The organism is Cellulomonas sp. NPDC089187, from assembly GCF_040685135.1.
Lineage (GTDB): Bacteria > Actinomycetota > Actinomycetes > Actinomycetales > Cellulomonadaceae > Cellulomonas.
This window is the reverse complement of sequence record NZ_JBFBHI010000004.1, coordinates 471335-483426: the sequence shown is the minus strand read 5'-3', so window position 1 is coordinate 483426 and position 12092 is coordinate 471335. Positions and strand designations below refer to the sequence as shown.

The following is a 12092-nucleotide window of genomic DNA, read 5'->3' as shown; positions in this document are numbered from 1 at the left end:
GCAGGGCGACCGGGATCAGCCGCGCACCAGCGTGGTGCCGTCCACCGCGCGGAGGTCGATGTCGGCGAGATCGATCAGCTCCTCCGCGGTGACCCGGGCGGCGTCGGAGCCGGCACCGGTGGCCTCGACCCCGCCGGCGATCTGGACCTCCCACACCGGACCGTCGACCTCCAGCGTGGTGACACCGGCACCCGCGGTGCGCAGTCGACCGCCGATCCGCAGCGACTCCACCGATCCGCCGGACTCCACGCTGAACGCGATGGCCCGGAGCGACACCTGGACGCCCTTGACCAGGCTCATCCCCTCGCCCCCGGTGGTGCTGACATCGCCGTCGACCGTGAGTGATCCCATCGGCTTGCTGATCTGGATGCCCACCGACCCGTCCCCGGTCGTGGTGATGCTGTCGAATCGGGCCGCCCGGAGACCGCCGTCGTAGAGATTGAATCCCCGTGCGCCCCGCCCGGTGGTGACGATCGGGGCCTGGATGTCGAGCCGGTCGATGTCGCCGAAGTTCACGAACCCGATCCCGCTCGGTCCGTGCGACGTCACCGGCGCGGTGACGGTCCAGGTGCCCACGGTGCCCCAGTTGTCGAGCACCATGTCGTTCGGGCCGCGGGTGGTGACCGGTCCGGCGGTGATCACCTCGTCGACGTCGGCGCCGCTGATCACGAACACCCCACCGGAGATCAGGTCCGGGGTGCCCTCGGGGACGCCGCCATCGGTGTGGATCGCACCGGTGTGCAGGCGACTCACCACCAGTCGGCCGCCGTGCGCGCTGCCGTCCCGGTCGCCGTGTCCGCCGACGAACACCCCGGAGCCGCGCACGGGCTCTTTGGCGCTGCCGACCGAGACATCCACGAGTTCGGCGGTCACTCGCACCGCAGGATCGGGCTGCCGGTTCCACAGCGTGACGGCACCCTGGAGTGCGTCGACGCCGAATCCGTGCGGCCGGTGCAAGCGTCCCCGCAGGTCGGCGGCGATCACATGAACGTCCTCGACCTGGACATGTCCGGCCCGGACCCGGTTCTCGGCCAGGATCACGATCTGCCCCCGGGTGGTCACTCCTCGCAGGGTGAAGGTGCCGAGGTCGTCCACCTCGGTGTCATTGAGGATCGCAGCCTCGTGATCGGGCACCAGAATGGTCAGGTCCTCGAGGGTGTTGTCGGTGGTCAACCGCACACCCTGCGCAGAGAGGCGCAGGGTCCCGCCGCGGAGTGTCGTGCCGGGCGGCAGGGTGACCATCGGGGATCCGGTGATCTCGCCGTCGATCGTGATGTCCCGCGCTCCCGCGCTCAGGGCGTCGGCGAGCTCGGTCGCCGTGGTCACAGTGGTCGTCGTGCCGGTCATGGCATCTCCTTCGGACCTGGGCCACGGGGGTGCCCACCCTCCAGGGTGAGCAGGATCGCGCGGAGCTCGGCCGTGACCTCGGGGTCGAGCGGGGCGAGAAGCTCGTCACGGACCGACCGGACGAGTGGTGTGGCGTCACGGAGCGTCCGTGCACCTGTGGTCGTGAGGCTGAGGCGCTGTCGACGGCGGTCCTCCGGGTCAGGTTCCCGGGTGACCAGTCCGGACGCCTGCAACCGACCGATCAGATTCGCCGTCGTGGTGGGCTCCACCGCCGAGGCCTCGCCGATCGACCGCTGATCCGCACCGGGCAGCCGGTCGATGCTCAGCAGCACGCTGTACTGCACCGGCGTCAAGTCGGGGAGCCGTTCCCGCCACAGCGCGTTGTGCCGCTGCATCACCCGCCGCAGCAGGTGGAAGGTGCTGTCGTTCCGCCACATCAGCCGATCCGTCACTAGTTGGTATACCAACTGTCGGGTCGTCGACGGCATCTGTCAATAGCGAAGGCCGCCCCCCGAAGGAGACGGCCTCGACGTGGTGGAGCCAAGGGGACTCGAACCCCTAACCCCCTGCTTGCAAAGCAGGTGCGCTACCAATTGCGCCATGGCCCCGGACGGGCCGTGTGGCCCAGGGTGGTCAGTCGACCGAGTCGGTGACCTCGGCCCACAGGTCCCGGTCGTCCCGCTCGGCGGCGTACCGCGTGTAGGCGACGTAGCCGACTGCGGCGACCGCCGCGAGCAGCAGGAGCTTCTTCATGGGATCCCCCAGTGGGCTCGGGAGTGGGCCTAAGAGGACTTGAACCTCTGACCTCTTCCTTATCAGGGAAGCGCTCTAACCGTCTGAGCTATAGGCCCGTGTGTCGCGCGGTGCGGACCGGATGAGGTTACCCGATCAACACCCCTGCTCCCAAACCGTGGCCGGTCGACGCTCCGACCGGCCACGGTGGGATGAGGTCAGTCGTCCGTCATGGTCAGGTGCACGCCACCGACCAGGGCGGCCGAGATGTTGTAGATGAACGCGCCCACGGTGCTCAGCGCGGTGATCAGGAAGACGTTGACGATCGAAATCAGCGCGGTGCCGGCGAGGACCCGCTCATAGGCCACGTAGTCCAGCAGGTCGAAGTTTGAGTCCGCGAGGATCTCGGTGACCAGGTCATTGATGCTGCTGAACACGTGCATGCCGTTGAGGGCCAGCCAGATCGCGCTGACCGCCACGACCAGCATGATGCCGATCGCGAAGGACACCAGGAACGACAGCTTCATCACCGACCACGGGTCGACCCGTGACACGGTGAGCCGGACCCGGCGCGGCCCACTGCCCGCGTCGGCGGCGGCCTTGGCCGGACGGTCCTTGGCCGGGCGCTCCTTGGCGGGGCTGAGCGAGATGGCCGAGGTCTCCGCCGGGCTGGTTGCCGCGGGGGCCGGTGCCGGCGCAGTGGCCGGCTTGGCGGTGGAGGTCTCGGTCGTCTTGGGCTCCGCGGTGGTGGTGCCGGACTTCGCGGCGGAGCCGGAGCCACCGGACTTCACCGCGGCACCCCGGGCGGCAGCTCCGGTGCGGGGCTTGCTGCTGGGGGTGGACGTGGTGTCGTCGCTGCCCGACTTCTTGCGCGGCGGGATCGACGGCGGCTTCTGACTGCTGCTCACTCGTCGGCCTCCTCGGTGGTGTGGTCAGCCTCCGGGGAGTCCGGCGCTGTGCTGGCAGGTGCGGTCTCGTCCGTGGTGTCCGCGCCCAGGTCGTCGTCAACGGTACCGGCATCGTCCTCGTCCTGGCGCTCCGCGTTGCGGGCGACGGCGATGATCCGGTCGTTCTTGTCCGGCTTGGCGAAGATGACGCCCTGCGTGGTCCGCCCGGTGGCGTTGACCTCGTCGACGGCGGAGCGCACGATCTTGCCGCGCTCCATGATGACCATGACCTCGTCGTCGGCGTCGACCACCAGGGCACCGACCAGGTCACCGTTGGACTCGGGCAGGTTGGCCACCTTGATGCCGAGACCACCACGGCCCTGCTGCCGGTAGTTCTCCACCGTGAGGGCAGTGCGCTTGGCGATGCCGCCCTCGGTGACGGTGAACAGGAACGCGTCCTCGCGGACGACCTCCATCGCCAGCAGGTCGTCGTCGCCACGGAACTTCATGCCGGTGACGCCGGAGGTGGCGCGGCCCATCGGGCGCAGCGTGTCGTCGGAGGCGGTGAAGCGCACCGACTGGCCCTTGCGGGAGACCAGGATCAGGTCCTGCCCGGAGTCGACGATCCGAGCGGAGACCAACTCGTCGGAGTTGCCGTCGGCGTCCTCGCGCAAGTTGATCGCGATCACACCACCGGTGCGGTTGGTGTCGTACTCGGTCAGGCGGGTCTTCTTCACCAGACCGGAACGGGTGGCGAGCACCAGGTACTCGGCGGCGTCGTAGGTCCGGATGTCGAGCACCTGTGCGATCTTCTCGCCCGGCTGGAAGGCCAGCAGGTTCGCCACGTGCTGACCCTTGGCATCGCGGCCGCCCTCGGGCAGCTCGTACGCCTTGGCCCGGTACACCCGACCGAAGTTGGTGAAGAACAGCAGCCAGTTGTGCGTGGTGGTCACCGAGAAGTGGTCGACGATGTCGTCCTCACGCAGGGTGGCACCGCGCACGCCCTTGCCCCCGCGCTTCTGCGCCCGATAGGCGTCGGTGCGGGTGCGCTTGGCGTAGCCGCTGCGGGTGATGGTGACGACGATGTCCTCCTCGGCGATGAGGTCCTCGACGGACACCTCACCGTCGTAGGGCAGGATCGTGGTCCGCCGCTCGTCGCCGTAGCGCGCGACGATCTCGTCCAGCTCCTCGCGGACGATGCCGCGCTGCCGCTCGCCGGAGCCCAGGATCGCCCGGTACTCGGTGATCTCGGCCTCGAGCTTGGCGTAGTCGTCGAGGATCTTCTGCCGCTCCAGCGCCGCCAGTCGGCGCAGCTGCAGAGTGAGGATCGCGTTGGCCTGGACCTCGTCGATCTCCAGCAGCGCCATCAGGCCGGTGCGGGCCTCGTCGGCGTCGGGGGAGCGGCGGATCAGCGCGATCACCTCGTCCAGCGCGTCCAGCGCCTTGAGGTAGCCACGGAAGATGTGGATCGCTTCCTCAGCCTTGCGCAGCCGGAAGTTGGTGCGGCGCTGGATGACGTCGATCTGGTGGGAGGTCCAGTGCCGGATGAAGGCGTCGATGCTCAGCGTGCGCGGCACCCCGTCGACCAGGGCGAGCATGTTCGCGCCGAAGGTCTCCTGCAGCTGGGTGTGCTTGTACAGGTTGTTCAGCACGACTTTGGCGACCGCGTCGCGCTTGAGCACGATGACCAGGCGCTGACCGGTACGCCCGGAGGTCTCGTCCCGGATGTCCGCGATGCCCTGCACCCGGTTGTCGCGCACCAGGTCGGCGATCTTCTTGGCCAGGGTGTCCGGGTTGACCTGGTACGGCAGCTCGGTGACGACCAGGCAGATCCGGCCCTGGATCTCCTCGACCTCGACCACCGCGCGCATCGTGATCGAGCCACGTCCGGTGCGGTAGGCCTCTTCGATGCCCTTGTGCCCGAGGATCGTCGCGCCGGTGGGGAAGTCCGGACCCTTGATTCGGGTGAGCAGTGCGGCGAGCAGCTCCTCGTGGCTGGCCTCCGGGTTGTCCAGGTGCCAGCGGACTCCCTCGGCCACCTCGCGCAGGTTGTGCGGCGGGATGTTGGTAGCCATGCCGACCGCAATACCAGCCGAACCGTTGACCAGCAGGTTCGGGAAGCGCGACGGCAGGACCGCCGGCTCCTGGGTGCGACCGTCGTAGTTGTCCTGGAAGTCGACGGTGTCCTCGTCGATGTCCCGAACCATCTCCATGGCGAGCGGGGCCATCTTGCACTCGGTGTACCGGGGTGCCGCGGCCGGGTCGTCACCGGGGGAGCCGAAGTTCCCCTGACCGGCGACCAGCGGGTAGCGCAGCGACCAGTCCTGCACCAGGCGGACCAGCGCGTCGTAGATCGCGGTGTCACCGTGCGGGTGGTACTTGCCCATCACGTCGCCGACGACGCGCGAGCACTTGGAGAACTGACGGTCGGGGCGGTACCCGCCGTCGTACATGGCGTAGAGCACGCGGCGGTGCACGGGCTTGAGGCCGTCGCGGACCTCGGGCAGCGCACGGCCCACGATGACGGCCATCGCGTAGTCCAGGTACGACTGCTGCATCTCCAGCTGGAGGTCGACCTGCTCGATGTTGCCGTGCTGGATGTTGTCGCCGGTCAGTTCGGTCACGAACTCAGTCCTTCGTCAGGTGCTGCGGGAGGCTCAGATGTCCAGGAAGCGCACGTCGCGCGCGTTCTGCTGGATGAAGCTGCGGCGGGATTCGACGTCCTCACCCATCAGGACGGCGAACACACTGTCCACCGCGGCGGCCTCCTCGAGGGTGACCTGGAGCAGCGTGCGGTGCTCCGGGTCCATCGTGGTGTCCCACAGTTCGGAGTAGTCCATCTCACCCAGACCCTTGTAGCGCTGGATGCCGTTCTCCTTGGGGATCCGCTTGCCGTTCGCCTGACCGTCGGCCAGCACGGCGTCCCGCTCCCGGTCGGAGTAGACGTAGTCGTGCGGGGAGTTCGACCACTTGATCCGGTACAGCGGCGGCTGGGCCATGTACACGTGACCCTGCAGGATCAGCTCCGGCATGTACCGGTAGAGCAGGGTGAGCAGCAGGGTGCGGATGTGCTGGCCGTCGACGTCCGCGTCTGCCATCAGCACGATCTTGTGATAGCGCAGCTTGGTGATGTCGAAGTCCTCGCCGATCCCGGTGCCGAAGGCGGTGATCAGCGCCTGCACCTCGGCGTTGCCCAGCGCCTTGTCCAGGCGGGCGCGCTCGACATTCAGGATTTTGCCGCGCAGGGGGAGGATCGCCTGGGTGCGCGGGTTCCGGCCACGGACCGCCGACCCACCGGCGGAGTCACCCTCGACGATGAAGATCTCGCACTCGGCAGCGTTGTTGGACTGGCAGTCCTTCAACTTGCCGGGCATCGAGTTCGACTCCAGCAGGCCCTTGCGCCGGGTGGCCTCGCGGGCCTTGCGGGCCGCCATCCGGGCCTGCGACGCCTGGATCGCCTTGCGGATGACGTCCTTGGCCTCGTTCGGATGCGAGTCCAGCCAGTCGCCGAGCTGCTCGTTCACCACGCGCTGGACGAAGGTCTTCGCCTCGGTGTTGCCCAGCTTGGTCTTGGTCTGGCCCTCGAACTGCGGCTCGCCGAGCTTCACTGAGATGACCGCGGTCAGGCCCTCGCGGATGTCGTCGCCGGTGAGGTTGTCGTCCTTCTCTTTGAGGATGGACTTGTCCCGGGCGTACCGGTTGATCAGCGAGGTCATCGCCGCCCGGAAGCCCTCCTCGTGGGTGCCACCCTCGGTGGTGGCGATGGTGTTGGCGTAGGTGAACACCGACTCCGAATAGGCGCTGGTCCACTGCAACGCGATCTCCAAGGAGATCTTGCGCTCGGTGTCCTCGGCCTCGAAGTCGATGACCTCCGGGTGCACCAGGTCGACCTTCTTGGTCGAGTTCAGGTGCTTGACGTAGTCGACCAGACCACCGTCGTACTTGTAGCTGACCGTGCGGGGACCGGTGGGTGCCTCGGTGCCGGTCACCTCGTCGTCGACGTCCTGGCCCTGCGGGCGCTCGTCAGTCAGCGTGATCCGCAGGCCCTTGTTGAGGAACGCCATCTGCTGGAACCGCGAGCGCAGCGTCTCGAAGTCGTAGTCGGTGGTCTCGAAGATCTCCGGATCGGCCCAGAACGTCTGGGTGGTACCGGTCTCCTCGGTGGCCTCGCCCTGCACGATGGTGCCCTGCGGGTGTCCACCGTTGGCGAAGTCCATCGACCAGGCGTAACCGTCGCGCTTGACCTCACTGTGCACCCGGGTGGACAACGCGTTCACCACGGAGATGCCCACCCCGTGCAGCCCGCCGGAGACCGCGTAGCCGCCGCCCCCGAATTTGCCGCCCGCGTGCAGGATGGTCATGACGACCTCAAGGGTCGGCTTGCCCTCGGTGGGGTGCATCTCGACCGGGATGCCACGGCCGTTGTCGGAGACCCGGACGCCGCCGTCAGCCAGCAGCGTCACACCGATGGTGTCGCAGTAGCCGGCCAGCGCCTCGTCGACCGAGTTGTCGACCACCTCGTAGACCAGGTGGTGCAGACCGCGGGCACCGGTGGAGCCGATGTACATACCCGGACGCTTCCGGACCGCCTCCAGTCCCTCGAGGACGGTGATCGCGGAGGCGCCGTAGTCGCCGCCGTTCGGCTTGGGTGTCTGATCGGCCACTGTCGGTGGTGCTCCTCAGTCCTGCGCAGCCCGGGCTCTGCTGCCACGGGCATGACCCACCGATTCTACCCTGTGCACGTGTCGAATCGGTGGTCGACCCGCGCGAAATCGGCACCAGACGGGCCGCTGACGGCTTGAAGGGTCGGCTCGCGTACCCCTCCCCGAGTCCGGGGGTCGAGCCGTCTCAGCCCCAGGTGTCCCGCGGCCCGCGGCCCTTGACTGACCGCTTGCCCCGTCCGAAGCCCGGTCCTGCCGGTCCCAGCACCCGGACCTCCTTCACCACGCCCTCGCCGATGTCCTCCGCCATCCGCCCGACCAGCTGTGGCGCGAGGAGCTTCAACTGCTGCGCCCAGGCGGTGGAATCGGTCCTGACGACCAGCACACCGTCGGTGAAGGTCTCCGGAGTGCAGTGGTCGGCGACCTGGTCACCGACCACATCCCGCCACCGACCGATCACGCCGCCCACCGAGATCTCCGGCACCCAGCCGCGATCCCGGAACAGCGCGGACATCGTGCTGGCCACCATCTGCGGGTCCCGGGGGTGGGCACCGGCACCGCCGCGCTCGGCCGGACTCAACGGGGAACGACGGGTGGCGGTCTGGCCGGGTCGGTAACCCTTGGAACGGGCAACGGCCTTGAACCGGCCGAGTGCCAGGCGGGCCATCTGCGGTGCCGGGGTCATGCCCTCGATCTGCTCGCAGACCGGCACGGTGGGGTCGATGGGCCGCTTACTCGACACGGGTGACCTCCGCGGCGAGGACGTCGAATCTGGTCCCGGTCAGTTGCTCCGGTACGTCCCCCGGCACCGCGGCGGTGACGAAGACTTGCCGGGCATCCGCCACCATCGAGGCCAGCCGACGACGACGCTTCACATCCAACTCGGCGAAGACGTCGTCCAACATCAGCACCGGTTCACCGTCCGGGCCGGAGTCCGCCACCCACAGGTCGGCCTCGCCGTTGATCGTGCCGGCGACCGGACCGTGGCTGAGCAGCTGGTACGAGGCCAGGCGCAGTGCCAACGCGAAGGACCAGGATTCCCCGTGACTGGCGTAGCCCTTGGCGGGAAGACCGCCGAGAGTCAGCACCAGGTCGTCGCGGTGCGGGCCGACCAAGCACAGCCCGCGTTCGAGCTCCTTGCGCCGGACCCGCTCCAGGGCGGCGAGCACATCGGCGTGCACCGCCTCCACCGGCCGAGGTCCGGGATCGGGCATCGCCTCGTCGTCGATGGTGCTGCGGTACGTCAGCTGGGCAGCGCCCTGATCGTCGGAGACCTCGCGGTACGACTCCGCGACATAGGGGGTCAGAGCGGCGACGACCGCGTGCCGGGCGACGATCACCCGCGCGGCGAGCTCGGCCAGCTTCGCATCCCACACGTCCAGGGTGCCCAGGTCGAGCTTGGCACCACGGAACCCCGCTGCCGATTTCAACAGGGCCGTGCGCTGTTTGACCACCCGGTCGTACTCGGAGAAGACGCTGGCCAACCGGGGGGTGATCTGCACGCACAAAGCGTCGATGAACCGGCGTCGACCATCCGGATCGCCCTTGACCAAGGACAGGTCCTCCGGCGCGAACAGCACCGACCGCAGCGCACCGATCACCTCCCGGGAGCGCGAGGGACTGCCGTTCAGTTTGACCCGGTTGTGCCGCCCGGAGCCGAGCTGGATGTCCAGCACCAGGGCCCGCTGCGACCCGTCGGGTTGCTCGCGCACGATCCGGGACCGCACCACCGCCGCCGACGCCCCGGCACGCACCAGCGGGGCATCGGACGGCACACGGTGACTGGCGAAGGTCGACACATACCCGATCGCCTCGACCAGATTGGTCTTGCCCTGCCCGTTCGGCCCGACGAAGGCGGTGATCCCCGGCTCGAAGGTCAGGTCGACCTGGTGGTACGAGCGGAAGTCCGTCAGGGACAGGTGAGAGACGTACATGCCGGTGCGGCGTCAGCCCTCCGAACGCACGCCGGAAGGAGTGCCACCGGCGACCTCGCCACCAGCGGACTTCACGGCGTGGCCACCGAACTGCTGACGCAGAGCGGCGACGGCCTTCATGGCGGGGGAGGCGTCCTGGCGGGACTGGAACCGGGCGAAGAGCGCAGCGGTGATCACCGGCAGCGGCACGGCGGCGTCGATCGCCTCGTCCACGGTCCAGCGGCCCTCGCCGGAGTCAGCGACCCAGCCCTCGATCTCGTGGAAGTCCTGGTCCTCTTCCAGTGCCTTGACCAGCAGCTCCAGCAGCCAGGAGCGGACGACGGTGCCACGCTGCCAGGCCTTCACGGTGCCGGCGACGTCCTCGACGATGTCCTTGGCCTCGAGCAGCTCATAACCCTCGGCGTAGGCCTGCATCAGGCCGTACTCGATGCCGTTGTGCACCATCTTCGCGTAGTGCCCGGCACCGACCTTGCCCGCGTGCACGAATCCCTCGGCCCGCGGGCCCTCCGGACGCAGCGCGTCGAAGATCGGCATCGCACGCTCGACATCCGCCGCGTCACCGCCGACCATCAGGCCGTAGCCGTTCTCCAGACCCCAGACACCGCCGGAGACACCGACATCCAGGTAGTGCACGTCCTTGGTGGCCAGCGAGTCGGCGTGGGTGCGGTCGTCGCCGTAGTAGGAGTTCCCGCCATCGATGACCAGGTCGCCGGGGGAGAGCAGCCCGGAGAGCTCCTCGATCACCGCGTGGGTCACCGCACCGGCCGGGACCATCACCCAGACGATCCGCTCACCGGCGGGCAGCGACTCGACCAGCTCGGCCAGGGACGCGACGTCCGAGACCTCCGGGTTGCGGTCGTAACCGGTGACCTCGATGTCCGCCCGACGCATGCGCTCCCGCATGTTCGCGCCCATCCTGCCCAGACCCACCAGGCCGATCCGCATGTCTCCACCTCTCTACGCCCGACAGCACACGGGCCGACCCCGTGGCGGCACTGTCACCGGCCATTCTCGTGCCGGTGGACCCGTGCTGACGACCGGAACGACCGTCTGCCCGGTCACACCGCCGTCGGTCGGCTCAGGAGGCGAAGCGGATCGGGACCAGCAGGTAGCGGTACTCCTTGAGGTCCTCGCCCTCCAACGACTCCTGACCGGTGAACTCCACCGGCTTGTTGGGGTGGGTGAAGGCCAGTCGGACGAAGGGCGTGTTCAGCGCGCTCAGACCGTCCAACAGGAACTGCGGATTGAAGGCCACCGCGATGTCGTCACCGACCAGGCTGGCCTCCAACGCCTCGGAAGCCTGCGCGTCATCGCCCTGACCGGCGTCCAACACGACCTGCCCCTCGGAGAAGGTCAGTCGGATCGGGGTGTTGCGTTCGGCGACCAGGGCGACACGCTTGGCTGCGTCGGTCAGCAGTTGGGTGTTGACCACCGCGTGGATCGGGGACTCGTCCGCGAAGAGTCGACGCACCGGCGGGTAGTCGCCGTCGACCAGCAACGAGGTGGTGTGCCGGCCGCCGGCCTCGAAGCCGATCAGGTCGACACCCTGCCCGGTGGCGAGTCCGATGTTGACCGAGCCGGACGCACCCAGGGACTTCGCGACGTCGTTCAGAGTGCGCGCGCGGACCAGCGCCACATCGGAGATCGACGGGTCCGACGGCTTCCACACCAGCTCGCGCAGGGCGAGGCGGTAGCGGTCGGTGGCGAGCAGGGTGACCTTCTCGCCCTCGATCTCGACCCGGACGCCGGTGAGCAGCGGCAGGGTGTCATCACGGCTGGCGGCCACGGAGACCTGAGCGACAGCCTTGGTCAGCTCGTCTCCGTCGACGGTCCCGGACAGGCCGGGCATGGTTGGCAGCTGCGGGTAATCCTCGACCGGCATGGTCAGCAGGGTGAAGCGGCTGGCGCCACAGGTCACGGAGACCTTGGTGCCATCGAGCACCACATCGACCGGCTTGGCGGGCAGGGCACGGGAGATCTCGGCGAGCAGTCGTCCGGAGACCAGGACGGTGCCCGGCTCGGTGACCTCAGCGGGGATCTCGGACCGTGCGGAGACCTCGTAGTCGAAGGAGGCCAGACGCAGCACCCCATCGGCCTCGGCCTCGATGCGCACACCGGCCAGGACCGGCACGGGCGGACGGGTGGGCAGGCTGCGAGCGATCCACGTGACGGCTTCAGCGAGGACGTCACGTTCGACGCGGAACTTCATGCCCCACCCTCTCAGTCGTGGGACCGTGCGATCCCAGGCGTGTGATTCCAGCCGAAGACTACAGGTCGGGGTACCTGTGGACAGTGTCGACGGGCCTGGATCGTTGTCCTGGATCGATCCTCAGCGGTCGGAGGTGGGTCGGATCGGCCCGGCAGGGCTTGGACGGTCTGTGGATCTTCTTCTAGAGAAATCTGTCGTCGTTGTCATCGCGTCTGTGGATCCTGTGGAGAACCGATGTTCGCGCTGGTCAGCGAGGATTTCCGGTTGTGCGTCCAGCCTGGGGACGTCCCGGTGGACAACGTGTCGGCCCGTGCACATCGTG

10 protein-coding genes and 2 tRNA genes are annotated in these 12092 nt (G+C 68.4%); all 12 read right to left on the bottom strand.

Going from position 1 to position 12092, the window contains the following annotated elements; translation table 11 throughout:
• Positions 1-15: 15 nt before the first annotated feature.
• Positions 16-1347: a hypothetical protein gene (locus tag AB0N78_RS13435; protein ID WP_363391051.1), complete on the bottom strand. Its 1332-nt coding sequence runs from the start codon at positions 1345-1347 to the stop codon at positions 16-18.
• Complete coding sequence (locus tag AB0N78_RS13430) at positions 1344-1784, bottom strand: MarR family transcriptional regulator (RefSeq protein WP_363391048.1); 441 nt, start codon at positions 1782-1784, stop codon at positions 1344-1346. The genes AB0N78_RS13435 and AB0N78_RS13430 overlap by 4 nt, the downstream gene beginning before the upstream one ends.
• A 95-nt stretch (positions 1785-1879) precedes the next feature.
• A tRNA-Ala gene (locus AB0N78_RS13425) sits at positions 1880-1955 on the bottom strand.
• A 25-nt stretch (positions 1956-1980) separates the two neighbouring features.
• Entirely contained in the window at positions 1981-2100 is a 120-nt protein-coding gene (locus tag AB0N78_RS13420) for a DLW-39 family protein (protein ID WP_210732611.1), read from the bottom strand.
• Between the two features lie 24 nt (positions 2101-2124).
• A tRNA-Ile gene (locus tag AB0N78_RS13415) sits at positions 2125-2198 on the bottom strand.
• Between the two features lie 99 nt (positions 2199-2297).
• Positions 2298-2987 carry a DUF3566 domain-containing protein gene (locus AB0N78_RS13410; RefSeq protein WP_363391045.1) on the bottom strand — a complete coding sequence of 230 codons (690 nt, stop codon included), beginning with the start codon at positions 2985-2987 and terminating at the stop codon, positions 2298-2300.
• Positions 2984-5590, bottom strand: a complete 2607-nt coding sequence (gene gyrA / locus AB0N78_RS13405; RefSeq protein ID WP_363391042.1) for a DNA gyrase subunit A — start codon at positions 5588-5590, stop codon at positions 2984-2986. Before gyrA ends, AB0N78_RS13410 begins: the two co-directional genes overlap by 4 nt.
• Before the next feature lie 33 nt (positions 5591-5623).
• Complete coding sequence (gyrB, locus tag AB0N78_RS13400; protein WP_363391039.1) at positions 5624-7630, bottom strand: DNA topoisomerase (ATP-hydrolyzing) subunit B; 2007 nt, start codon at positions 7628-7630, stop codon at positions 5624-5626.
• 184 nt (positions 7631-7814) lie between these two features.
• Positions 7815-8369 carry a DciA family protein gene (locus AB0N78_RS13395; RefSeq protein WP_363391036.1) on the bottom strand — a complete coding sequence of 185 codons (555 nt, stop codon included), beginning with the start codon at positions 8367-8369 and terminating at the stop codon, positions 7815-7817.
• Positions 8359-9561, bottom strand: coding sequence for a DNA replication/repair protein RecF (gene recF / locus AB0N78_RS13390; protein ID WP_363391033.1), 1203 nt, complete (start codon positions 9559-9561; stop codon positions 8359-8361). The genes AB0N78_RS13395 and recF overlap by 11 nt, the downstream gene beginning before the upstream one ends.
• Positions 9562-9573: 12 nt before the next feature.
• Positions 9574-10506, bottom strand: coding sequence for a phosphogluconate dehydrogenase (NAD(+)-dependent, decarboxylating) (gnd, locus tag AB0N78_RS13385; protein WP_363391031.1), 933 nt, complete (start codon positions 10504-10506; stop codon positions 9574-9576).
• Between the two features lie 133 nt (positions 10507-10639).
• Positions 10640-11770 (bottom strand): DNA polymerase III subunit beta, encoded by a 1131-nt coding sequence (dnaN, locus tag AB0N78_RS13380; protein WP_363391028.1) that lies wholly within the window; start codon positions 11768-11770, stop codon positions 10640-10642.
• Positions 11771-12092: the final 322 nt, after the last annotated feature.

What these genes read in the sequence shown, in the direction of transcription:
- AB0N78_RS13435 (WP_363391051.1), bottom strand. Translation starts at nt 1,347, where the DNA reads ATGACCGGCACGACGACCACTGTGACCACGGCGACCGAGCTCGCCGAC.
- AB0N78_RS13430 (WP_363391048.1), bottom strand. Translation starts at nt 1,784, where the DNA reads ATGTGGCGGAACGACAGCACCTTCCACCTGCTGCGGCGGGTGATGCAG.
- AB0N78_RS13420 (WP_210732611.1), bottom strand. Translation starts at nt 2,100, where the DNA reads ATGAAGAAGCTCCTGCTGCTCGCGGCGGTCGCCGCAGTCGGCTACGTC.
- recF (WP_363391033.1), bottom strand. Translation starts at nt 9,561, where the DNA reads ATGTACGTCTCTCACCTGTCCCTGACGGACTTCCGCTCGTACCACCAG.
- gnd (WP_363391031.1), bottom strand. Translation starts at nt 10,506, where the DNA reads ATGCGGATCGGCCTGGTGGGTCTGGGCAGGATGGGCGCGAACATGCGG.
- dnaN (WP_363391028.1), bottom strand. Translation starts at nt 11,770, where the DNA reads ATGAAGTTCCGCGTCGAACGTGACGTCCTCGCTGAAGCCGTCACGTGG.